Origin of the sequence: Alteromonas sp. I10 (assembly GCF_003201515.1) — a bacterium.
GTDB lineage: Bacteria > Pseudomonadota > Gammaproteobacteria > Enterobacterales > Alteromonadaceae > Alteromonas > Alteromonas macleodii.
Window position 1 is genome coordinate 198,703 of sequence record NZ_QJJN01000008.1, and the last position, 24,685, is coordinate 223,387.

A 24,685-nucleotide genomic window follows, 5' to 3' on the forward strand; every position below is an offset into this window, starting at 1 on the left:
AGAAGAAAAACTGAATGAAAAAAATTTCTATAGTTACAGTTGTTTATAATAACGAAACTCACTTAGAAGGCTGTATTAAAAGTGTAATATCGCAGACGTACGATGCATTCGAATACATTATAATTGACGGAAAATCTACAGACTCTACCCCAGAGATCATTGAAAAGTATAACGATAAAATAGACATCGTCGTATCTGAAAAAGATGACGGTATCGCTGACGCTATGAACAAGGCAATTAAATTGGCAACTGGGGATTATATTGCCTTCATCCATGCTGATGACTTTCTTTATGACAAACATGCACTTGAGAATGTAGCACCTTATATTGAAAGTGGATACGACTTAGTACTTTGTGACATTCTTTTTGGAAAAAACATGCAGCGCAAGACTTCTAGAGGTTTAGATTGGTTAACAAAATTCAAAACTGGTATTTGGCATCAGGGCTGTCTATGCGCTAAAAGTGTTTTTACAAAGTATGGTAATTTCAACAAAGACATTCCGATAGCAATGGACTACGAGTTTTTTTTGAGATTGTACTTAAAGGACGTTCGTGTGGCTTTTTGTCCACATATTCTAGCCGTGATGCGCGATACGGGAATCAGTTCTAGAAATGATTGGGAAACACTAAAAAAACGATTTAATGATGAGAAAAAAATCCACAGTATTCACGCCAATTCAGTTTCAATGAAGCTTGTTTACGGACTATACTGGAGCCTTTATTTTCCATACAGAAAAATTAAACACATTTTCCAATACCAACAACCTCCTCGTTGAATGTACTAACATAATGAAAATTTTTTGGTTAGTTTGATAAAAAATTCAAATACAATAAACGGAAGAAGATGAAAACGTTCAATAAAATTGCGATCCAAAATTCTACGCTACAAGGAACTGTAAAAGTTAGTGGAGCAAAAAACTCTGTCCTTAGGTTGATGGCTGCAACGTTACTGACTAATGAAGATGTTTCAATCAGCAATTATCCAGCATCGTTATTGGATGCACAAGTCCATAAAGAAATGCTTAATGAGCTAGGTAAAACCACTAATGTACTCGGTGATACGCTTATTGTGTCAGAGCAGAAAAAGTGCAAGACAACACTAGACTGGGATGGTCGATCTATTAGAAATACATTACTCATCTTGGGCACTCTTTTTACTCGGTTCGGTTATGGTGCGGTTCCATTGCCAGGGGGATGTAGTATTGGCGAGAAAGGGTCATCTAGAGCTTATGACATACATATCACGGTACTTGAAGCCTTCGGCGCAAGTGTATCCGAAGTTAATGGTTTTTTAATTGCAGAGAAAAAATACAAAGGGCGGACAAAGGCTTGTGAAGTAAAGTTACCCATGCGCTCGACAGGTGCTACAGAGAATGCGATTTTGATAAGTAGCTTGGCTGAGGGTACCTCAAGAATTTGGAATCCTCATGTGCGCCCCGAAATCTTAGACTTAATCTCGCTTTTGAATTCTATGGGCGCCGAAATTATAGTCCATGGACAAGAGCACATTGAAGTTCGAGGAAAACCATATCTAAGAGGTGCTACTCACGAGGTTATCCCTGATAATGTCGAAGCGTTGACTTGGCTTGTAGGCTCATCGATTACAAATGGAGAAGTTGAGATTCTTGATTTTCCATACGAGCACCTTGAGATTCCTTTGATTTACCTGAGAGAATCCGGGGCGAAAATTTACAAGCACAAAAATTCGATGATCGTAAAGGGCTCTCGCTGTTTTCCCCTTGAGTTGAGTACTGGTCCCTACCCTGGCATTAATTCTGATATGCAACCAATATTAGCCGTATATGCAGCAAAAGCAAAAGGTCAATCTAAGTTCGTAGACCTCCGCTTTCCCGGTCGTTATGCGTACGCAAAAGAGCTAAATAAAATGGGATTAAACTCCTTTGAAAATGGCAATATGCTTGTCGTTAACGGTGGTGATGCACTGTCTGCTGCAGAGGTCAAAGCATTAGACTTGAGAGCAGGTATTGCACTAAGCCTAGCAGGTCTTATTGCTGATGGTACGACTTTGATTGACGACGCGTGGCAAATTGGAAGAGGCTATGACCGTTTCTACGAAAAAATGCGCTCACTAGGCGCAAAAATAGAAATCATAAAATGACACCTCTCCAGAAACTATTCTTAAAAAGCGCCTCTAGAATCGGAGATTCGTTTTGCAATGTTAGTTTAAGCGAATATAGTTACTGGAAAGCTGGCGGTAAAGCTGAGTTAGTGATTGTTCCAAAGGACTTCGAACAACTTAAATGTGCGCTAATGAAGTGTAATGAAGAGAATCTGCCATACCTTTTAGTGGGCTGCACTTCGAACCTTTTGTTTACGGATGATATAATAAAAGTTCCTATTATCGTTATGACAAAAGCTTTAAACGTTATTGATTACGTAGAGCCGAATGTAGTTTTAGTTGGTAGTAGTGTTTGGGTACCTAAACTTGCACGTAACTTGGCAGAAAAAGGCCTTAAAGGTGTCGAACATATTTGTGGGATTCCAGGGACTTTTGGCGGGTTAATTTACATGAACGGAGGAAGCCTGAGAAGATCGATATCTGAAACTCTTTTGTCAGTAAAATCACTAACTCCCAAAGGCGACACCATTGAGCGAGATGTCAAAGATTGCAATTTTTCTTATCGCCAATCCCTCTTTCAAAAGAATAGTGAGATTATTGTTTCGGCGAAGATGAAGCTTCAATCGGGCGTTTCAAAAAAAATCAAGAGAGATATGCTTGCAATATTAAGGGCTCGCTCAGCTAAATTTCCAAGAAAGCTACCAAGTTGTGGCTCAGTATTCATAAGTAATCCAAAGATGTACGAAGAGTTCGGCCCCCCAGGCATGATGATTGAAAAGGCTGGCTTAAAAGGGTTTAGGAGAGGCGGTGCGCAGATCTCTGAGGTTCACGCTAATTTCATAGTTAATAATGGGCAAGCTTCAAGCGACGATATTCTTTATCTAATCCATTTGTCGCGCAAAGCCGTTTTCCAAAGAACAGGTTATCTAATGGATGCAGAAGCCCATTACGTTGACTCTTTTGGTGATTTAACGCCAGCCCATATAATTGCCGAACTAAAATATGGCTAAGAACCTCTCATCGCCCCTCTTTAAAAATATAACCGCTATCTTTTCAACACAAATGCTATCGCTTTTTGTTGGCCTGCTCTCAACAATAATCGTAGCGCGTTTTTTGGGTGCAGAAGGTAGAGGTATGCTAGCGGCTGTATTTGTTTACCCGCAGCTTTTTAGTGCTCTAGTCGAAGGTGGCATGCGCCAAGCAGCTATGTACTTTACTGGTAAAAAATTAGCTGAAGATGACACCATTTTAGGGTGCTTATTTATTTACATAGTGCTGGCTGGCTCTCTCGGTACTGGCTTAGTTATTACGACAATGTACTTGTTCGGACCTGAGTATCTCACACTTTCCCTTATAGTAGCGGTTGCGAGTACACTCCCATTGACTCTCTCAGTGAATGCTTTTCGTGGTGTATTCTTGGGTAAAGGCGCGATATCATCTTTTAACAGAGTAGTTTGGTGGCAGAAAGCTTTGAACTTACTCTTACTCATTTTATTTGAAGTCGTCTTTGGTTTATCAGTATTTCTCGCAGTTCTGAGCACGCTTGTCTCTTCAATTCTGAACTTCAGTTTAACTTTGTACTTATATTTTGCTAAAAGCGAAAAGAAATCCCTCAAAATTTCATGGCGTGTCTTTAGTGGGATGTTTAAAAAAGGCATCGTATATGCCGTAGCATTGTTTCTAATTGATGCTAATTACAAGGCTGACATTTTGCTCATGACTTATTTGTCGTCAGAACATGAATTAGGACTATATGCTCTTAGCGTACAACTCTCGGAATTGAATTGGCAACTCGTCACCGCCGTTGTTTTTGCATTAATGTCAGCAAGCTCTTCCAGTACGACTCAAGATCTTTATTCATCGGTAGCAAAATCTGCCAGACTGACATTTTGGGCTACGTTGATCTGCAGCTTATTTGTTTACATTGGGGCATTTTGGCTAACAGTGCCGATATTTGGAGAATCATTCAAGCATGTTCCTGATGTAATGCTTTGGCTCATTCCCGGTATTGCATTCGGTGTTTACTTTAAGGTTATCAATGCATTTTACGCAGGTCGGGGAGAGCCTCAGTACAGCCTCATAATAATGGCGATATCGGTCAGCCTTAATATCGTTTTAAACCTTTTATTAATTCCTAAATATGGAGCAACTGGAGCAGCCGTATCAACAAGTATCAGTTACTTTTTTTCAGCAATAGTAACTATCAACCTTTTTAAAACACACAGCCAACTATCGATTAGAAAATTTTTTTCGGTTGAGAGAGCAGACCTAAACATACCACCAAAAAGTAGAGGCGCAAATGATGGATAAGCCGAGTGTATCCGTATGTATGGCTGTTTTTAACAGAAGCGAATTTCTCGAAAAGACTATTGAGTCATTAAAAACCCAAACCTTTTGCTCATTTGAAGTTGTCATAGTTAATGACGGCAGCACAGACAGCAAAGTAAATCACATACTTCAGAGTATTGATGACAGACGCTTTCGCATTATAACTTCAGAGAATAGAGGCTTTACAAGTGCAATCAAGTTAGCTATTGATAATTCCCAAGGGGAGTTTATTGCAATTCAAGGAAATGGGGATGTAGCACTGCCTGAACGAATTTGTAAGCAGCATAAGATATTGGCGACTAACCCCCAACATGTCGCGGTGGGCTGCTTTTACCACAATGTCCATGCAATTTGCGAAAGTGAGTTAAAAACCCCAGTTACTTTTCCAAAGTTAACCCCAGAAGCGGAAGACTTTTTATCAGGGAACAATCCTTTCAGCCATGGCGAAGTTATGTTTAGAAAGACCGCATATAATGAAGTAGGTGGCTATCGAGATTTTTTTAAGTATTCACAGGATATAGATTTGTGGCTTCGCTTATCTCGACTTGGGTCTTTTTATGTAGTCCCTGAATTTCTTTATGAAAGGGGAATTTTTGGAAAAGAAGGGGTGTCAGCAAACAGACTTAGAGCATTAGATCAGGCATACTATGCCGAACTTGCAAAACAGTGCTTCATGCAATCCAATACGATAAATGAAGACTTAATATCCACCAAGGGAAATGCAGCTGCATTTTACAGGCTTCCCACTGCGTCAATGGCTAACTTTCTTTCAGGTCAAGTATTAGAATTGCTAGTGAAAGGTGACAAAAGAACTGCACATTACTTTATGTGTCTTGCTAGAAAAGAAAAGAATACATGGCGACTGTTTTTAGTAGATATCCTCTCTCGATTAGTATCCCTACCCTTACTAGGTCACGTTTTGATGCAGATTCTTGCGAAACATCCAAAACGAACTACGTGGATTCGCTCCTAGCATAAAATAATTCTGAGTATCAAAACATGTAGAACAACTTCAACTTCAATCTGTGTAATCGGTTATTGCTTTTTTATATATTTCTAAATAGCTCTTCACAATTAGTTTTTCGTCTCTTAAGCCCGCGGAAAGACTTGCCACGATAGAAGGTGAATACTGGACAGACAATTCTTGAGAAATAGCTTCTGTAAGGTCCTCCGAGTTGATTCGTGAAACTAACTGACCAAATTTGTCGTTAGGAATTAAGTCTCGCATTCCTCCAATATCAAAAGCAATGCAGCGAGTCCCGCATGCCAATGATTCAACAAGAGTATTAGGTAAATTATCTTGTAATGAAGGAGCCACAAATACATCAGCTGCACTGTAAGCCGCAGCAAGAGTAAATTCATCGTGTAAGACTCCCAAATAATGGGTTTTTATACCTGTCTGTCCTTCTATATCCCCATGACTAGCACCATAAACAACGAGTTCAACATCTGACTTAACTAAGGACTTTAGAGCATCTCTCAAAACATGAACTCCTTTTCGAGGATCCGATGTACTATTGAACGCTCCAAAAAGTATCAATTTTTTGTCTACAGGTAAATTCAACATGTTTCTTGATGCCCTTTTGTCAAGGGGCTTGAAAACTCTATGATCTATACAATTACTGATCGTTTTTACATCTTGATTTGACAATAATTTGCTTCTTGATACACATTGATGCAACCACCTACTGGGCGCCACTATATTAATTCTGAGTTTACTCCAGTGCTTGCACTTTCTCGAGTATGTCCAGCTATCAATATCAAGCCCTGTATGGTTATCGGGGCGGTTTAGAGGAGTATATCCTTCTTCGAACCTTACATCGTGGCCTTCTTCTCCGTAATGCTCACTTCCACAAAATGCCCACATGTCATGCATTGTCCACACAATTGGCGCCTTTATTTTTTTTACGTCTTGAATTGCAAGCATCTCACCACAGATCCAATGCAAGTTGACGATATCAGGCTTCAGTTTATTAATAACTCTGTGTAGACCACTAGAAAAAAAATTTATCGAATGCAACGTTGTATTGCTAGTCTTTTGTTTTTGTACAATAAACCTTCGAACTGCATTGGCCAAAGTAATAAAAATAAACCTTGTCTTTGAAACGGATAAAACAAACGGGTCGTCAGAAGCTTTGTTAACTACTAACATAAAGCTCTCAATCCCCGCTTTTCGTTGCGCTTGATGTAACCTGAATGCTGCTCGAGCTGCCCCTCCAGCCAAGTCGCTTGTACAAAGGTGTAATATTTTCATAGAGTCATACTAGTTTAGAATCTGGGAACCAAAGGCTCTCTTTATAAGGGATATTAATTACTTCAACTGAAAGAGTTGGGTTAAAAATGCAGGACCAAGCAGAAAGAAAAGAAGCACTCTTGATTAAATAATCGGTTCTTGAGAGCAATACGCTATTGACCACAGCTTCAAAAAGTTTCCGCTCTTTATCTCCATGCTCATTATTAAGGTGTATAGGTTGACCACTTTGACTTTTAACTAGATCTTCATGAAAGCAGACATTTATTTCTTTAGAGTCATATTTCTCTTTAATCAATAATATAAACCGTGCTTCATCTGATGCAACAAAGATTGTATCAACTTCGTTTTTTTCCAGATAAGCATCAACTTTTTGACAAATCATTTCTTCAGTGATTGGAGGTGCTTCAGCTCTTTTATCAGTACCTCTTAAATGAAGACCTAAAACGGACTTCCCAAAGTTTTTAGATACAAACTCGTCTGTATACTTTTTTATTTTTTCTTGTAACGAAAATAAATCAAAAAAAAGCAAGTGAGCTTTTGCAATACTTATTTCTTGGTATAGCCTTGGGGAAATAGGAAATTCAGAAATATGTTTAATTTTTAAAAACCGCGAATCGCTGCCACACTCGTGTTCAAAAACGCTCCCTAGAAAGCATGAACTGTCATCAGAGTAATTGGCATTAGTGAGTTTAAAAGTAGGTCTGAGACCTATTATTTCACAGTAATAAGCAATATACACACACCAATTTAATTGTGCAAACAAACCGTGTGAAGAATCTATATGGACATGTAATCTACTGCTTTGTAAAACATATCTTCTTAAAAAGATATGTGCAGAAATTATAATTCTTTTCATTATCGCCCACCTATGAACGCCACTTGAGACATTTACAAATCTCCATAAAACTCCCTTTTGAGGTAAAGTGTGTAATACTAAGACTAGTTTTACATTTAATTGCAAAGAACGCTAAGTTATTATTCATGAATAGAAAAATAATAAACACTTTATGAAAAGCCTTAAAGTACATCTTAACATTTTTCTTCCAGTGGCTTCGAAAGGGCTATTAAACGACGCAGAGATACTTTCCTCTGCATGGTGTTCATGCCTACCCAACACCACTGTCCATATAGTATCTAAAAACAAAGGTATTGCCTTCGCTTTCTTTCAACTTATTGGAATCGTCTTTCGAAAGTTTACCTTTAGAAAACAAATCGCATTTCATCTTGAAGAGGTGCAAAGCGGCTTGAAACGATTTAATGATTTAAACATTTTTATACCAAATCAAGAGTGGCTAAGAAGTTTAAGTGCTGCGGAAATGGCCAAAAGTGATGTAATAACGTTGGTAAAAAGTAAGTACGCACTAGCTAAAGTAAAAAGTATAGCTTCTGAAATCTATTATCTAGGCTTTTCTTCCAGAGATATAAATCTACCAAATGTAAAACCAGACTACGGCAAGTTTCTACATGTAGGAGGTAAAAGCCCTCAAAAAGGTACTTTAGCAGTTTTAGAATGTTGGGCTAAGCACCCTGAGTGGCCACAATTAACCGTAGTATCTTCTTTACCTGAAGCTACAGAATTCTCTGAACACAACAATATAAGGCTAATAACTAATTTTGTAACAGATAAAGAACTGGTACATATAGCTAACACACACGGTATTCATTTGTGTCCATCTAAAGCAGAGGGTTTTGGGCATACAATCGTAGAAGGGTTATCTACAAGCGCGATTGTTTTAACAACTAACAACGGTGTGATGGCCGAATTGGTAACAGAAGAAGGCTGCCTTATTAAGGCTAGCGCCAAGGAGCAAAGATATTTCAGCGATCTTTACGAAATTAGTGAATCCGATTTAGAAGAAAAGATTGAAGACATACTGCAAACAGATATTAGGCAACTGAAAATCAGAGGCGAAGGGTCGCGAGAAAGATATATAGAAATAAACGCTAGGTTTCGTGATTCTGTTTCGAAGATTGTCTCGAACGTGGTGTTACAAAAAGTAATAAAGGATTAGTATCAAAGCGTATAAAGGCTAAAACTTGATCGTCCCCAACGAATACTCATTTCAATAACTCTTACTATATCTGCAATTACCAATTTAAAGTAAGCCTTTTTGTTTGTATGCTATTGCATTGAATAGAATAAATGGACTTTCAACATAATGAGTCTCTCTTTGTACTTTGTGCGTGCTTTGGAAACTATTTTTAGTTTTTTGTTGTTTTTGATAACGATTAGCTGTCTTATTCTGTGGCCGGCGCAAAGCTTGGAAATGTCATTTGCAGATTTGAATGCTCTCTTTCCGTTTGTTGTCTTTTTTTCCGCTGTATTAGCGGTGTCAATCAAATTGCATACTTTCAGCGCAATCATTGTTCCAACGGTTATCTCTCCCTCCGATACAGTTAATTCACGCTCAAAGAGCCTATTAATTTTCAGCGCCATTACATTTGCAATCACGCTTTTAATTACGGCTTTAGGTATTGATAACGAATTTAGCTACACATGGTTTATTGCTGCAACTGGTAGTGCAACACTATTATTATCTCAGGTAACTACGAGCTACCACAAAGCTATCGTCTCTTCAGAACAAGCACCAAAAAGTCACGTATTATGTTTAAGCTTGTGCTCTATATTTTTGGTCTTACTATATTTACTGAGCAATGTTAATAATGCCGACGACACACATTTCATTTCTTATATCGTAGGACTTTTTCAACATCCCCAAGCCCCGGTGTTTTCTGTTGATACCATTTACAATGAAAACTTACCGAACCACATTTTTGCACTAAACCTTGGCCAAAGTTGGGAGTTTATTATTGCTGCGTTATCGTATTCTAGCGGCATTAATCACCTCACTTGGTACTATACAATTGCGCCATGCATTATGGTTATTTTTGTACCTTGGGTAACTTATACTTTTGTCAGACATTTTGTACCGCAACAAGCACTGATGGGAACTCTTTTCTCCCTAGCTTTCTTACTTCTTTGGTCTACCCATAATCACATGCACGGTTTTTTCTTTATACCTCGATTTTTCCAAGGTAAAGCCCTACTTCTCATGCTCTATGCGCCATTGACTTGCCTAATGGTTTTATTATGGTGTCGAACTAACTCGCGTCGTTACTTGATCGCAACAGGTTTAGCGATGATTGCTTGCGGTGGTGTTTCAAGCACTGGCTTCTACATTGGAGGGCTTGTAGCCGGTATCTCACTTCTTGCATTTTCCGAATGGAATATAAAGGCATTATTAAAGAACTTTGTACTCTTAGCTTTGGTTAGTTTACCTAATTTGGTGATGCTAGTAGTCGTCAAAACGGCAATCGCCGACGTAAACTCATTCTCTCCTGTTTCTACGCTAGCTAACATCAATGAAACGTTAGCGTTAACTTCTACGTTATCTACAGTACCACCGATGCAACCTGCTGAACGTCCAATATCGTCAATGTATTGGTTGTTTGGCGATAATTATTCGCTCTTTATCATATTGAGTATCGTTTTCGTTGCCCTTATAGTCTCTTACGCTTCGCAAACTGAAGAGCGACAACTTTCACTTCGCTGGCTCAGCCTAATATTAATACTCTGCTTTAGTCATCCATTAGCGACCTTTCTCGGTAATACCATAGGCCCTGGAAACCTCATCTGGCGTTTTCATTGGGCAGCTCCGCTATCATTGCTCATCGCGCTTAGCAGTGCGTTGATAATTCAAAATTCAACCGCAATAATGCAGTTGTTCGTTCCGAATAGTCCTTTGTTAACCAAGAATGCGAAAACACTGTCATATTCAGTTTTATTTTCAATCTTTGCGGTCTTTATAGCACTTAATGGCGGCTATGCTTTACAAAGATATTCATCATCCTTCATTCTTCACAAAGTTCCTTTCGAAGCCATGCGTGCTGCGAAAGAAACGGCTCGAGTTACATCAAAATCCGATACTATTATTGCGCAAGATATTGTCGCACAAATGCTCCCCATGATAGTTAGAGATGCAAAGCTAATAGCTTCACGACCTCTATATTGGAGCCAGCCATATTTTTCATCAAAAGAAACGAAATTAAGGGAGCGCCTACAAACGCTAACAGATAATCTAGATCGTTTAACGGCCGAGCAGTTAGTGTTATACCAATCGTCTATCAAGCTTGCAGGTATAACTGTTATTGTGGCCGAATCTTTACCTCCGAAAATCATAGAGTCTCTTTCCTTAAAGCCTTTAGCACAATTAGATGCTTGGGGTATCTATAGAGTTACAGGATAAACAAAGCTAATGTCGTACTCCCAAGCTTTACGCTCGATAATAACTACTCCCTCTTTACTATCTAGTAAGAAGCACCTTTTTTTACTTAGCCATATGAGAGCTAATACAAGTTTAATGGGGCATTTACTCGGTAGCCATAAGCACATTAATGGCTATTACGAAATGCACATAGGTTATTACAGTGTAAAAAGCTTAATGCGCCAAAAGATACTTTATTCTCAAGAACATAGTTTAAAGAAAAACAGTGTATATATGTTTGATAAAGTTCTGCACAACGAACACCACATAAGCGAGCGCATACAAAAGCATCCTAAAAGCCACTTTCTCATAAGTATCAGAGCGCCAGAATTCACCATTCCAAGCATTGTATCTTTGTACCAAAAATTAAATCCCGGCCATGAACTTACAAACCCTAAATTTGCTGCTGCCTATTACTGTGAAAGGCTTGACCTACTTGCTGAAATTGCGTCGGTTAAAAATTTCAACTACTTGTACTTTGATGCGGATGCGATCAAATCGAAACCAACTTTAACGCTGCAGAAAATTTCTCAATTCCTTGAGCTTACCCCCCCGTTATCAACAAAATATGAAAAAATGCATAACACGGGTAGAGAAAAAGCAGGAGACTCTTCAAGTTCGCTTTTAAAAGGGGAAATAATTCAGTCGGGACTTATACCCATTCAGGTTCCTTACGCAAAGAGTCAATATTTCAAAGATTGCCAAAGTACTTATAACAAAGTAAGAATATTATTAGATTCTAAAGCTCAACAAAGCGTACTTTTGTAACAAAAACTGTGGTTAAAGCTTGTAAATTTTGAAGAAGACGATGACAAAATAATGACAAAAGAAATTGTTTTAATAGATATGGTTAGCCATAGTGAAATGCACTTACCTTTTAATGAAGGTTACTTAAAAGCTGTGTCTTTAGCATACCCTGAAAAACGCATCACATTTGCAGCATGCGATGGTCATGTAGAAAATTTAAAAACACAAGTTGGTACGCTTTGTAACGTAAACTATAAAGTCATACCACAATTTGATGAATTGCTTTCTAGTCATTCTTATCATCACCCATTCTATGGCAGAAGAGCTGCTCGTTACTATACAAAGTGGCTTTCCGAAAATTTCGATTTAGAAAATATTGACCTACTTACCGTACTTGGAGCCAGAGCGCCAGTAATTAGCGTTGTGCAGAAGTTTTGGAAAAACATGCCCGGCGAATGCCACTTCTTACAGCATAATCAACTAGGAATAAGCAAAAGCTGGCGTTCTCGAAACCCTATAGAGCGCTATTTCGATTATATCTCAGTCTTAAGGCGCGGATTGCCAAAAAATCAAAAGTTATTAGTACTGGAACTGGGGTTGGATGACGTTATTTTAGACATAGCTCCTGCTATGAAAGGCTCAGTAGAAGTTGTTGAACATCCTGTACTCGAATCTGAATGGTTACCCCCAAAGACTTTGATTGCTGGAGAACCTATTAAAATTGCTTTCTTGGGTCATTGCGGAAAAGGTAAAGGATTTGATGTCTTTTGCAAAATCGCTAAAGAGTTTAATAGCGATAATTTAAAATTTTACGCAATAGGAAAAGAAAATACTGGTCAAGCCTCAGAGTTTGACACCTCTGGACTAGCACTGCCCCCTCACAAAACCCACTTAGCAAGAGAAAAGTTTGTCGAGTTGCTCGGAACAATGGATCTTGTGTGCCTTCCACTTCCAAATTCAGTATCTTATGTTTCAAGTGGAAGTATAATTGACGCTTTCGCTGCAGCTAAACCGCTGATAACGACTTCAAATCAATCACATATAGCTATTGGGGAAAAGTATGGCGAGTTTGGGATATTGAGATCTGATCAGTCAGGTTTGTTTAATTTTTTTAAAGATTTAGCAGACAAGCCAGAGCAGTCTCTCGCCAATTATGAAGATTGGAAGAGAAACACTATAAAAATTCGCAAGGCACGTGGTGAACAAGAAATCGCAAAGCGCATCAAGTCAATATGCAATAATTAATTCCTTTTTATCCAGTCTCTTAAAGTCTCTACAGGCTTATGGATACTCATTACAGTCAGTTGACCAAACAACAGCATGAAAGGTATCGAAACTATTGCAAACATTTCAGTGCGCTTGGTAAGCTCAAACCCTAACTGTGCAGAACCATAAAACACGAGCACACCGACAGTCCAATGTATTAGGTATATAGGATAGCTAAGGTCACCCATTTTTTTATCAAAACTTAGCAATCTTTTGTTTTTTACTTTTACGTGAGTTAAGACAGCAAGAAGAAGGCAGTTAATCAAAAAGTTGATATAAAAGCCAATGGATAAACCTGACCCGTTTTTATACTGCCAATACCAATTTAATAGAACAAAGCCGTATAAAAGAATAGCCACATCAAGTCGCGCAAACCTTCCTATGGTCCTCCCTATCTCATCTTTATAGTGGTACATTAATGCTCCTGTAGCGAAGGGAAGAGAGGCAGCAGCTGGATGAAAATAGCCATAGTCCCACCAAGGAAGGTTTGTTGCGAATATAGCAACTGTATACATCACGCCTGCGCCAAACCATAACCAGGTTCTAGTCTTCGTCTTTGAGAGCCCCAGCCCGATTAAAGCGTAATAAATAATTTCTACAGTTAATGCCCACGAGGGGGGGACAAGCGCAGGTGATTTATGATCGAAGTTCATTAGTGTAAGATTGGAGAGCGTATTAATAATTCCTTCGGGCCAACGTAAATTAAATATAACTGCACTGGTAGCTTCCTCTCCAATAATAATTAAAGTTACAACACTCAGTAAACAAGCAGCGATATACAATGGATAGATACGAAGCATTCTAGCAAACGCGTACTTTTTCACCCCCTGCCTTCCATAACCATAGTTTTGCTGCATTATAAAAGTCATTAAATAGCCGCTTAAACAAAAGAAAGTAAAAACTGCATACTCTCCAAAACCTGGCCAACCTGCCAAGTGCAAAAAAACCACCATGAACGCTAATATTAGTCGGTATGTGCCAAACACGAATTTAGCCTCTACATTGTTCTAGTTCATTTGATATAAATTGCAGTGTTTGCGCCCGTATTTCTTTAAAAAGTGCGGAATAGCCTGCATTATTTAAATGTAATCCATCACGGCTGTATTGAGGCAGAAGCTTACCCCCGTTACTAAGCTCATGATTTACTTTTACAAACTTAGTATTATTTGATTCAGTGATGCTTTGCAACTGCTCATTTAAATTTTTGACGTACGCACTATCATGCGGGTTTTCAGTGTACATAACCTCTAAAATAACGGGCCTTTTTTTTCGTTTTTGAGCAAGGCGGATTAGTTTATCGATTGCATGTGCCGCATCATCTGACCTGTCTTTATCTGTCCGGTTAATGCCAACCATAACCATCACTATACAATGGTCGTCACTCGCTACTTGGTCCCGGTATAATGCATAAACTTGACGAGCTTGATAACCATCAACGGCTAGGTTACGGATTTGCCATGGCTTTAAAGACCAAATATCTGACCAAACGTCAGATCTAGCAAAGTGTGAATCTCCAAGAATAAGCACAACCGGGCTGGAAGTGTGAAGAGATAAGTAATTTAAAACTGCTCGTCTTGCTTTATCAATAGATAGAAACGCTACGCCAGTTATAATTGCCCCCAACAAAAACAAACTTAAATGCCTAATGATTGTCTTAAGCATGGTTTTTGCTCAACTCTGTGTAAAGCTTTACCGGTAAAGTCTTAAGTTTTATCCACCAAAACTCCCATGTAGGGTCGAACTTCGCGAATATTCTGAGGAGTATTGATAGAGCCATTGAATAAGCAACAGCTCCAATTGTTATATTTCCTACAAGCGCTAAAAGTGACAATTCAGTAAAATGATAGCCATACTCTAGGCAACTCCACATTGCCGAAGCGGCTAAAGATGGTAATAATAAAACGCTCGACATTTTTTTGATAGACAAGCCAATCGTGAGCCGTGTAAAAATTAGTATACATAGGAAGGCAATAAGCGCAACAACACCTCTAGCCCAAGCAAAATCAGACAGTTCACTAAATGTAAAAAAGCAGAAAGCACCGACTAGAAGTGCTATCCCCATCGAATCACTAAACAGGCTATACTGGGTTTTATCGAGATAATCAAATAAGTTGTTAGTAATTGCCGTTAGTGGATAAGGTAACATCATCACACTCAAGGCTGCCATTACCGGGGCTGTATCTGCCCATTTCGGCCCTAAAATAACGTCGCAAAATTGAGGGGCAACAAACCAAATTCCAACGACACAAGGCATTACAAAACCATAGACCAGACCAAAGTATTTGTAGGTTTTATCGAATAGTTCCTGTTTATTGTTCTTATAGCCCGCTAAGGCAGGGAACATTGCTGTAGACGCTGGGGTAATCACTTCGGCAAGAGGCAGTACTGCGAATTCAAGGCCAATGCTATATTTGCCTACAGCGCCATTATCGAATAAACGCCCCACAAGAAATGTATCGAGTTTATTTCGAGTGTACCCCAGTACAGCACGAACCATAATTTTACCAGAAAATCTCAACTGACCTTTCGCAATATTGAAATTAAGCTCTGGTCGATAGGATGATATTTGATAAGATCCGATACAATAAACCAAAGCATTACAAACACCACCCGCCACTAGAGCCCAATAATTTTGTAACCAAAAGGCAATCACTAGCATAACCGCTGTTGACACTAGCTTTGCACTGAGCAGCAAAGCAGAAACGCGCTTAAAATCAAGCTCTTTTTCAAATTGGACTAAGCCAATATTATTAAGCGCAGAGAAAATACCCGAACAAGCCACAACTACAATTATCAACTGAATTTCAGGAGCATTCATAAAGTCAGCAAGAAAGCCAGACAACGCTATAATCAAAAAAATTAAAGCGATCTTTAGTAGCAAAGCGACTGTCCAACTCGAGTCCATTGCTTGTTTATCGAGCTGTGTCTGAGATATTAAATACCTATTTATACCAATGTCTGTCAAGGTTTCAAAAAAGCCGATACAAATAGTTGCAAGAGCGACTAGGCCGAACGCAGAAGGGTCCAACAACCTAACTAGAACAAGCGTACTACCTATCCCAATAAAACGAACACCCCACTTACCGAGCAAATTCCAAAGGTAAGCCACTGTTAACTTTTTTTGTATACTCATTTTTCGACACTAATAGTTTTTATTTGCTTTGAGGTCCGCGTGTCTAAAAAAGTATTCAGTCTGTTATCCGTCCTAATGTGTTCTGGCCTGTGGTAACGGTATAGCTCAACAACATGACTAGGCAATGAAGCAAAGTCGTCATTTTCAAGGGTAAGATACGCTTTAATACAGTTTTGTTGGATGTGTCTCAAGCTATAGCGTTGTAGCCTACGCCAGTACATCTTTATATTTTTAAACGTATTAGGGACCAGCCTGTGGTAACCGAATAGGGCCCCTTTTATTCCAACCATCAATCCATTTTTAACTCCATTGCTCAATTTAAAATCACATTGAGCAACCCAAGCTAAAAGGCTGTCATCGCCAATTAACCCGACAGGTAGCATAAAGCCGGTTTGTTTTATTTTCTCATAGAATAATGGCGTGATAGCGTAAAAGTTACCACTTAGTGCTTTACCGTTTAGAGTATTTCTGGTGATACTTTCACTGTAGCGGCCTATAGGCTCTGGTATAGCAGCTAGAAGGTATGCATCAGTGTTTAATTTCGCGCCCTCCAACAAAGCGACTAAACTATCTGCACTTATTGTGCAGTCACCATCGACCATTACAATCAGACTTTCACTATTCTGCACTAATTCATATATAGCAACATTCCAAGCGTTGGATTTATCGCCTAGCCTAATATGTTTGGCGTCGAAATCATCTCGGGTGGAACAGAAACTATCAATAATAGATTCTGAGCTATCTGAACTTCCGTTATTAACAATATGGACTTTGAAAGCTATGGACTCTGGCATATTAGCTAAAGCCACTTCTATGCTCTCTAAACATGAAACAATAAAGTCTTCTTCATTATGTGCAACCACACACACTTCAATGTGACGTATCATGGTATTTTTATTTCCTTATCGGCACATACTTCTAACAAACTTTCCCAGCGCCCTATTGTTATCTCCGGTGTGAAATGGGATGCACGTTCAAATGAACGTTCTGAGTAATATTGTCGATTTGATTTACTTTCAATCATTGATGCTAGTTCTCTAGACAAGGCACTTATATTTGCCAATTCAACGACTTTGCCATATTCCTCTTTTATTATTTCGGCTGGTCCCATAGGACAATCGAAAGCAATAACTGGCACACCATGCGTCATAGCCTCTACGATGGTTAAGCCGAACCCTTCGTAGCGAGAACTGCAAACAAAAATCCCAGCATCTAAGTAACATTTTTTCATGTTTGAAGAAGGGCCTTCAATTCGAATACTCTCATCGTCTTTAGCTGCGGCCAAGAGTTCTGTTTTCGCACTGCCGTTAGGACCTACTATTCGAAGAACCCAACCTTGTCGCATTTCACTCGACAAGCACTTCCATGCTTTCACTAAAAGGTCAAACCCCTTTTGCTCAGTGTAACGTCCAGCAGACAATACGACGTGGGCATCTCTATATGGATTAAGTAGTGGCAGTGGTAATGCGCAGGGATTAGCGTGCACGACAACAGAAGCTTTGCAATGATATTTCTTTTCCCACTCTCGCTTATCCTGCTGAGTTAACACAACTATAGTGTGAGCAAATCTGGCAGCCAGTCTCCTAGCAAACCAACGACTACCAAACCGAGTTTCAATTTGTGAATTAAAATGCTCCCACACAATCTTCTGATAACGTTTACCAATTGTTGCCGGAAGGCTCAATAGTGCCATCTGAGAGTCTGAAGCAATAACGGCATTCGGTTTAATTTCGCCTAAGATTTTTCTTAACACATAGACTTTCTGTGGCAAAGTTCTAAGCATATTGGCAGCGTCATCGCTGAGAAATTTAACTTGAACGTTGTCTGATAAGATAAAAGCAGGCTCCTTACCTGTTTGCTGCACCGAAATTAAAGTAATAGTGTGGTGTTTTGCTAATTGATTACAAAGCTGAAGGGTGACTCTCTCCGTGCCCCCCATAGCAGTGTAGTCATGTATTAATATGGCCAGTCTCATTACCAAACCTTACTTGTTGCATCGTCTTCACTCGCACTTCTGCGACTCTTTTTTCTTCACCTTTAACGACAGCAGAAAGTGCAGCGGTCATTCCTACGAGCGCAAAAAACAAATCGTTATAGGCTGAACTAAGAGCTGCGCCAGCAGTTAGAAAGGCAATAAGCGAGAGCCTGAGCATTTCTGCTAAATTAACATGCCAGAATACTTTACTTGTCTTTGCTATACTGCTGAGGTTTTTCAACGTGATTAATACGATGAAACCATACCAGATAGCACCAAGAAAACCGTGGTCAGCCAACACTTGAAAGTAAATACTGTGGGCTACAAAAACCGTATCACCAACATTAAGAGTCGCACTAGGTATCCAAGACAACGTCTCCCAATCTGCAATAAGACTGTTAATAGTTCCTCTATTGGTGAATGTAGAATCGAATCCCCCTCCAAAAAATGGATGTCTAATTGCCATTAACATAGCAAGCTTCCAAGATTTCAATCTACCTTGAAACGACCCATCCTCACCCGCATCGCCAATAGTCTCCATTCTGTTAAACCACTCGTCAGATAGGATGGCTAGTGCCACTAATCCGCCTAACGACATCACAAACCCATCACGAAGCTTGTTTTTTGACTTTAACCAGTATGCAATGCTGAACACGGCTAATCCTAAAAACGCACCACGAGAATCAGTTCCGAGCACGAACATGACATTGAAAAACGCTACGCCATATAATCCATTTTTAAAATAAAAGTTGTCTTTGTATTGGCGAGCCAGAAAAATTGCTATAGGAATACACATCAAGGACGCTAATGCTGATAGATTATTATCATTAAATGCTGGAGTTAAACCAAAAATGTTATGACCACCTAGGGATATAACGAATTTCGCTCCTTCTATCATTGCAAGCGCTCCGAATGATAGAGTAATCCCCCAAGCAACAGACTCAAAGTGAACTTGCTTTCTTATAACTACAGCAATAAAAAAGAAAAGTAGTAAGGTCCGCCAAAATAAATCGAATCTAAACCAAACATAAGGACCATAACCATTGTTAAGCATTGTACTGATGACACAATGTGCAAAAAAGATGACACAAAGAACGAAGATGGCGCCACTTGGAGGTTTCTTATTTCCCTTGTTAATCGCAAAGCTCGCCATCGTCACCACTGCGAAAAGAAAGTTCCAACGCACTGATGTCGCTAAACCGCCATGAGCCCATAAGAAGGGAGGCACAAGGGCAGACCAAATCCAGAATGATATTGATAAAAATGGTTTTCTCAATGCTGCGTAAAGTAAAAGCGGTAAAATTAACACTAAAAGATAATCACGCATTACTTATCATCGTCCTGATTGTCTATTTTTATAGCCTGAAGCGATAACCAAACTAGAAGCACAATTTCAAGTAAAAAAACGGTATTGTCTATCACTACAGATGCCTCAAAAACTCATTAATTACGTATTGTGATAACTTTTCGTATACTCGCGAACTGAAGCGATGACTTCCTATAAAGTGTAGTGTAGACACTTTGCCTATAAAATTATCAGGGTCTTTGTTCCCTTTTCCTGTCGATGGGAAGCCGTAATTTGCATACTTGGGCCATGGCAGAATGAAGGGATCGTCTGACAATGAAACCATTAAATTACTCGCAACTTGCTCTGAGCCCCACTCGTTCCACTTTTTATGCCCCAACTTACTCTCTAGCTCTTGAGACAGCGCTTCTAGCCTCTCAAAACTGGGCCCCATTATAGGAAACCCAGTGAGAGCGGAGCATCCACGACAGTATTTTTGAAATCTTTCAGATTGCAGGGTTGTGAGAGTTCTTTCCGTTTCTACTTGTACATGAGCACCGTTCCACCTCTTTGAGAGGGCTGACATGTACTCAGGGGACACAGGAAAACTGAAAATAGGGTTTCCAATCGTAAATGCTCTATTCTCGTTAACCGCTTTGGAAATTTCGGGAATAGCGGACATGGTCAACGTGTCAGTATCTACTTGGATTACATAGCGCTCTCTGGAGAGTTCGAGTATTCTGACTAACCTCTCCCATGTCCCGCCTCGAGGGCAGTGACCGACATAGATGTCGTTAATGTTAGTAATTGTTAAATCGGAGAAGTGTTCTTTGAACAGGTTTTTATCTTCATTCGTAAGAGAGCCATCATCAACAATTTCTATTGCGCAACTTCCCAACTGGTAAGCGAAGCTTTTAAGCGCCAAAAGAGCCATATCTACCGCACCGTGATAAACTTGCGATAATAATACAACATTAGCGTCTTTATTCGATGGATACATACCTGTAGAGCGTGCGTTAAACGCAACCTTCTGGAATCGTGCTTTATTTATTTTAGCTTGTAGGTTATTGAGAGGCATCAAATTGACCTCTCTTCAGCACCCTTTCCTCTGCTAAATTTTCGATTACCTGGGCATTTCCTATCCACTGTAAAGATCTTCGCTCAATTGTTTGTGAAGCAGACTTAGAAAGCTTGTCGACGAGTGCAGGCGATGAAATCATTCTAATTAACTTATCAACCATATCTTCAAGGTTTCCACTTTGAAAAAGTAACGCATTGTGCTCATCAGTTAACAACTCTTTTATATTGGGGCTATCATCTGCCAGTATCGCTTTCCCCATCGCTAAATATTCAAGCAGCTTCAAAGGCGACGCCCATGGAGTAACCGCTGGCTGCAGTGCAATGTCTATTTGACTCAACCAATATGGCATTTTATCTCTAGAAACTAGGCCTGTGGATATAAATTGCTCCGTAAAACCCAATTCATCAGCAAGCTTATTTAGACGAGGCAACACGGGACCATCTCCCACAAGTAGAAAAACAATATCTTGACTATCAAGGGAAGCTAACGATCTCATGACTTTATCAAGGTGGTGCCACTCCCTGCAGAATCCTACAAAGCCTACTACACATTTGTTCTTTAATTTAGGTAGCCGTTGAGAATACAAAGACGGGTTAAAACGCGCCTCATCGACCCCGTTAGGAATTACTTCAATGCGATCTTTAGGCACCCCTGCAACATATATGAATTCCGCAAGCACTTGCGTGACTGGCAATACAACGTCAGCATTACGCCAAGCATAATACTCAGACCACCTTGCGAGCCGCCTCAGAGAAAGGCCACCATAGTCAATCCGTTCTTCGTACAAGGGAGAGTTGACCTCTAACAGCAAAGGCACTTTGCAAAGTTTCGCTGCCCAAATTCCGCCCGTAAAGAACAAGTTATAGCGTTCATAAATTACATCGGGCTTGAATTTCCAGATAGACCACAGCATTTTAAAAAACGCCCAAAAGCTATAAGAGTATTCAATAGACTCATATAGCATTTGGGGTAAATGGTTCTTTAGTTTACTCACCAACCCACCATTGCTACCAAAACTAGACTGTTCAGTCATTTTCGGTGCTACGATGTGAACGTTGTGACCTAGCTTGCGAAGTGCATTTACGATTTCCTCAATATGAACATATTGCCCGTCTTTGCTGGCAACTCTGTGGTGATAGAGTATCTTCATTGACTTTGCGTTCTTATTGGACATTTATCTTGCTCAGCACACCAAGCATTTGGAAGAAACGGGTATTCAGGAAAACCAATTTCCTCCCTACTTTCATATATTAAATTTGAGGTATCTAAATCCGGTGTGTCAACCTCACCTACTATAATATTTTGCGATATTGCGGTTTCTACAAACTGGTTGTCTGTTGCCAACATACTGTCATAGCCAATTCTGTCGAATATAAAGACGCTCTCTCTAAGTGTGATGCTATTTTCGGTATGCTTTCTCCCCTCTTGAGCGTAACCGATCGCTTGTCCATTCGATGACATAGCCCCTTGCTGAAGCAATGATTTATCTAAAACGAGCTTACCACCATTTGGAACATCAATTAGCCGGCTATCTACACCTGATAGAGAGGCTATAATACTGCCATGTATTTCGGTAACTGGTCCCCTACTTTTGATTTCGTGTCCTTCACTCTTCGAAGCAATAAACATACTATCGTAAATATAAAGCTCAGCTGTGTTAGTATAGATACCATGAGCCCGGCCAAGACGCCCCAACTGTTCAAAACGACTATCGTAAATAAGAATTTTGCTATTTTTGCCAGTGGCTTCAAGTACTCCATTTTCGCTATTGTGAAAATACACATGCTCTAAGGTTAAATTTGCCCCTTCTTGGCGGATACAAGCTCCGTTACGGTCACCTACCGTAACCCCCCTGCATTCAATGTTTTTAATCGTTAAATCATCAGCATAATTAACAATATACCCTTTTCCTCTTATTGCTGCTTTTTCAAAAACCACATGTCCCCTACCAATGATGGTAAGACGATTTTGATGTACTTCAAAAGGTTCAGAATATACGCCTTGTGCGATTTCGAGTGTGTCACCATCGTTCAGGCTTTTGAGTGCAATTTGGAGAGATTCGAAAGGCTTCCCATTAACAAAGTGTAAGTTAGAAACACTGTATTCATTGCTTGGCTGCCAAGGTGAAATAACTGCTTCTATTTCTTGTTGAAGGTTCGGAAATTTGAGCATTTCTTTACGCTCACTAGCTTTTGCCGACGCATAATACTTGCTCAAAACTTTGCTTGAGACTTTATCAACTAGGTCTGGACGCAATACAAAAAATACAATCAGCACAATATGACCTAACAAGCCCGTAATAAGAAAGTACCTTTTAAACGTGATGATCGTCTTTTCTTTAACGCTCATGATGGGCTTTCCTTGTTTTCAACAATCGAAAGAAAAATTCTATAAAGAGAATCGCAGCTTTCACTCCATGAAAACTGCTCAGCGTACTTACGCGTTTGGACTCGTGAAGGCTTCTCTTCAAGCAATTGACGAACTCCCTTTGCGATAGCATCACTTGAACGATCAACTAAAATTCCTGCACTTTTTGTTTTAACTACTTCGGGCGTCCCCCAAACTTTCGTTGCAACAACAGGTGTCCCTGATGCCATTGACTCCAATAGTACATTTGCCCAGCCTTCACGACTTGAAGCAAGAACTGAAAGATCCGCACTTCGAAACCATTCATTTAAACTCGATTGGCTTAGCGCCCCTAGAAATTTAACTCTTTCACTCACTCCGGACTCTTTAGCAAGTAATTGCAGTTTCTTTAGATCGGGACCATCTCCTGCGATTGCCAAAGTTACGTCATTTAGCTTTTTTAGTGACTCAATGATTAAGTGATGACCTTTTCGCTCTATCAGCCAACCGACTGAGATAATTAAATGCGGAGTATCTAATCCCAAGGAGCTTTTCAAAGTTTTCTGAGTATCATCATCACTAGCACTGAAAAGTGATAGATCCACTCCATTTCTTACAACAGTTACCCGGCTATCTTCAACTCCTAGTGTCATCATTTCATCCTTAAGTGCTTGGCAAACACTCATCATGTGGGATGAATTTGCGAAAACCGAATGTAACATTTTTCGAGCTTTTGGGTATGTGGGTACTAAATTGATATCTGTACCTCTAGCAGTACAGGTAAACGGAATATTAAATCTACTTGCCACGCTTTCAATAGCAACTCCGTCAGGGAAAAAGTAGTGTCCATCAATCAAATCGACATTTTTACGTTTTAGAAGCTTTTGTAATGTCTTTTTGATAGCTTTCGATAAGAAAAATGGAGTTATATACATTCCAACTTTAGGTAGGACCACATATTTGGGGTGGAATATCGTGATACCGTCTATGGTTTCGCTGTATGGAACACCGGCATATTTAGCGTATTCTCCAAACTTTTTCCATGAAAAAGGAAACCACGGCACAGGGGCAATTACGGTAGCTGATATTTCTGGGTAAGCACGCAAAAGTTGCTTTAATCGCGTATGAACAAAAACACCATGCTTCGGATCGTTCTTGTTTGGATAAAGTGTGCTAATGGTGACAATTTCCATCAGCTTTACTCTTCTACTATCTTAGGTGATGTGGAAAAGAGCCCCTTATTCAAATCTACAAGGCGTTGAGCACCAGCAAAATCTCCAGGGGTTCCAATATCGAAGAATAAACCTTTCGTTTTGAACACATTTATATGTAACTCTCTATTAGCTAGTACATTTTTTTCAAAGCTAAAACACTCCGGTTGGCCTAAAAAGGCGTCGTTAGAAGTGTTCAACCAATATATACCTGCATTAATAAACCCTTTGCCGCTCTTCCCTTTTTCAGAAAAACCTATGAGCTTTCCTTGTTCAATATTGGCAGCGCCGAATCGAGACAGGTCATCAACTTCTGTGCATACAAGCCCAAGCTCGCTTTCGTTTTCACGCATTTCATGAACGAATTTCAGTAAAGAAAATTCAATAAAAGAATCTGCATTTGCAACTATCACATGTTCGCTACGACAAAGCGCTAGCGCTTGCCTTATTGCTCCACCGGTCCCAAGTGGTTCTCGCTCAATAGAGAAATCAATATCCCAATCTGCGAAATGATGCCTAACTTCTTGTTCTACCATATCAGAAAGATGAGAAACTGCTAATACAAATCGCTTTACACCCTGGTTTCGAAAATTCCAGAGTATGTAGTGTAAAAAAGGTACATCATTTACCTTCGCTAAACACTTGGGGTAATTGTCTCCAGTCACACTGTACAACCGAGTCCCTAGACCACCGGCAAGAAGAATGGCTTCCACA

General features: G+C 39.6%; 22 protein-coding genes. 9 read left to right on the forward strand and 13 right to left on the reverse strand.

The features are described from left to right. Positions 1-14 precede the first annotated feature (14 nt). The 5 genes from BZA03_RS15825 (at position 15) to BZA03_RS15845 (ending at position 5,381) form a co-directional block, all read left to right on the forward strand. A complete protein-coding gene (locus BZA03_RS15825; RefSeq protein ID WP_110289273.1) occupies positions 15-776 on the forward strand; it encodes a glycosyltransferase family 2 protein in 762 nt (253 codons plus the stop codon). 68 nt (positions 777-844) lie between these two features. Next, the gene (locus BZA03_RS15830) at positions 845-2,119 is read left to right on the forward strand and encodes a UDP-N-acetylglucosamine 1-carboxyvinyltransferase (protein WP_110289274.1); all 1,275 of its coding nucleotides are present in this window, start codon (positions 845-847) and stop codon (positions 2,117-2,119) included. Further along, the gene (murB, locus tag BZA03_RS15835) at positions 2,116-3,090 is read left to right on the forward strand and encodes a UDP-N-acetylmuramate dehydrogenase (protein WP_110289275.1); all 975 of its coding nucleotides are present in this window, start codon (positions 2,116-2,118) and stop codon (positions 3,088-3,090) included. Before BZA03_RS15830 ends, murB begins: the two co-directional genes overlap by 4 nt. Then, complete coding sequence (locus tag BZA03_RS15840) at positions 3,083-4,390, forward strand: polysaccharide biosynthesis C-terminal domain-containing protein (protein ID WP_110289276.1); 1,308 nt, start codon at positions 3,083-3,085, stop codon at positions 4,388-4,390. The genes murB and BZA03_RS15840 overlap by 8 nt, the downstream gene beginning before the upstream one ends. Beyond that, positions 4,380-5,381, forward strand: coding sequence for a glycosyltransferase (locus BZA03_RS15845; RefSeq protein WP_110289277.1), 1,002 nt, complete (start codon positions 4,380-4,382; stop codon positions 5,379-5,381). Before BZA03_RS15840 ends, BZA03_RS15845 begins: the two co-directional genes overlap by 11 nt. Positions 5,382-5,426: 45 nt before the next feature. Here BZA03_RS15845 and BZA03_RS15850 read toward each other — a convergent pair whose 3' ends face one another. Both BZA03_RS15850 and BZA03_RS15855 read right to left on the reverse strand, forming a co-directional pair. Next, positions 5,427-6,662, reverse strand: a complete 1,236-nt coding sequence (locus BZA03_RS15850; protein WP_110289278.1) for a glycosyltransferase — start codon at positions 6,660-6,662, stop codon at positions 5,427-5,429. Between the two features lie 4 nt (positions 6,663-6,666). Further along, positions 6,667-7,518, reverse strand: a complete 852-nt coding sequence (locus BZA03_RS15855; RefSeq protein WP_110289279.1) for an O-fucosyltransferase family protein — start codon at positions 7,516-7,518, stop codon at positions 6,667-6,669. A gap of 151 nt (positions 7,519-7,669) precedes the next feature. Between BZA03_RS15855 and BZA03_RS15860 the strand changes: the two genes are divergently transcribed. The 4 genes from BZA03_RS15860 to BZA03_RS15875 all read left to right on the forward strand — a co-directional run bounded on the left by BZA03_RS15860 (position 7,670) and on the right by BZA03_RS15875 (position 12,919). Beyond that, positions 7,670-8,674, forward strand: coding sequence for a glycosyltransferase (locus tag BZA03_RS15860; protein ID WP_110289280.1), 1,005 nt, complete (start codon positions 7,670-7,672; stop codon positions 8,672-8,674). 147 nt (positions 8,675-8,821) lie between these two features. Further along, positions 8,822-10,909, forward strand: a complete 2,088-nt coding sequence (locus BZA03_RS15865; protein ID WP_110289281.1) for a DUF6077 domain-containing protein — start codon at positions 8,822-8,824, stop codon at positions 10,907-10,909. A gap of 9 nt (positions 10,910-10,918) precedes the next feature. Further along, positions 10,919-11,695 carry a hypothetical protein gene (locus BZA03_RS15870; protein ID WP_146212369.1) on the forward strand — a complete coding sequence of 259 codons (777 nt, stop codon included), beginning with the start codon at positions 10,919-10,921 and terminating at the stop codon, positions 11,693-11,695. A gap of 51 nt (positions 11,696-11,746) precedes the next feature. Further along, positions 11,747-12,919, forward strand: a complete 1,173-nt coding sequence (locus tag BZA03_RS15875; RefSeq protein WP_110289283.1) for a glycosyltransferase — start codon at positions 11,747-11,749, stop codon at positions 12,917-12,919. On the opposite strand, the gene BZA03_RS15880 is transcribed toward BZA03_RS15875, so the two are convergent. The 11 genes from BZA03_RS15880 to BZA03_RS15930 form a co-directional block, all read right to left on the reverse strand. After that, entirely contained in the window at positions 12,916-13,926 is a 1,011-nt protein-coding gene (locus tag BZA03_RS15880) for an acyltransferase (protein WP_146212370.1), read from the reverse strand. The two genes, BZA03_RS15875 and BZA03_RS15880, sit on opposite strands and share 4 nt — an antisense overlap. A 4-nt stretch (positions 13,927-13,930) precedes the next feature. Then, positions 13,931-14,602, reverse strand: coding sequence for an SGNH/GDSL hydrolase family protein (locus BZA03_RS15885; protein WP_110289285.1), 672 nt, complete (start codon positions 14,600-14,602; stop codon positions 13,931-13,933). Continuing rightward, positions 14,595-16,073, reverse strand: coding sequence for an oligosaccharide flippase family protein (locus BZA03_RS15890; protein ID WP_110289286.1), 1,479 nt, complete (start codon positions 16,071-16,073; stop codon positions 14,595-14,597). Before BZA03_RS15890 ends, BZA03_RS15885 begins: the two co-directional genes overlap by 8 nt. After that, complete coding sequence (locus BZA03_RS15895) at positions 16,070-16,960, reverse strand: glycosyltransferase family A protein (protein WP_110289287.1); 891 nt, start codon at positions 16,958-16,960, stop codon at positions 16,070-16,072. Before BZA03_RS15895 ends, BZA03_RS15890 begins: the two co-directional genes overlap by 4 nt. Beyond that, positions 16,957-18,048: a glycosyltransferase family 4 protein gene (locus BZA03_RS15900; protein ID WP_110289288.1), complete on the reverse strand. Its 1,092-nt coding sequence runs from the start codon at positions 18,046-18,048 to the stop codon at positions 16,957-16,959. The genes BZA03_RS15895 and BZA03_RS15900 overlap by 4 nt, the downstream gene beginning before the upstream one ends. Continuing rightward, on the reverse strand, positions 18,023-19,375 hold the full coding sequence (locus BZA03_RS15905; protein ID WP_110289289.1) for a putative O-glycosylation ligase, exosortase A system-associated: 1,353 nt from the start codon (positions 19,373-19,375) through the stop codon (positions 18,023-18,025). Before BZA03_RS15905 ends, BZA03_RS15900 begins: the two co-directional genes overlap by 26 nt. A 94-nt stretch (positions 19,376-19,469) precedes the next feature. Continuing rightward, complete coding sequence (locus BZA03_RS15910) at positions 19,470-20,411, reverse strand: glycosyltransferase family A protein (protein WP_110289290.1); 942 nt, start codon at positions 20,409-20,411, stop codon at positions 19,470-19,472. Further along, positions 20,398-21,588 (reverse strand): glycosyltransferase family 4 protein, encoded by a 1,191-nt coding sequence (locus BZA03_RS15915; protein WP_110289291.1) that lies wholly within the window; start codon positions 21,586-21,588, stop codon positions 20,398-20,400. The genes BZA03_RS15910 and BZA03_RS15915 overlap by 14 nt, the downstream gene beginning before the upstream one ends. Further along, positions 21,561-22,763 (reverse strand): hypothetical protein, encoded by a 1,203-nt coding sequence (locus BZA03_RS15920; RefSeq protein WP_110289292.1) that lies wholly within the window; start codon positions 22,761-22,763, stop codon positions 21,561-21,563. The genes BZA03_RS15915 and BZA03_RS15920 overlap by 28 nt, the downstream gene beginning before the upstream one ends. Continuing rightward, the gene (locus BZA03_RS15925; protein ID WP_110289293.1) at positions 22,760-23,953 is read right to left on the reverse strand and encodes a glycosyltransferase family 4 protein; all 1,194 of its coding nucleotides are present in this window, start codon (positions 23,951-23,953) and stop codon (positions 22,760-22,762) included. Before BZA03_RS15925 ends, BZA03_RS15920 begins: the two co-directional genes overlap by 4 nt. A gap of 5 nt (positions 23,954-23,958) precedes the next feature. Beyond that, the gene (locus tag BZA03_RS15930; RefSeq protein WP_181417306.1) at positions 23,959-24,684 is read right to left on the reverse strand and encodes a sugar phosphate nucleotidyltransferase; all 726 of its coding nucleotides are present in this window, start codon (positions 24,682-24,684) and stop codon (positions 23,959-23,961) included. Between the last annotated feature and the right edge of the window lies 1 nt (position 24,685).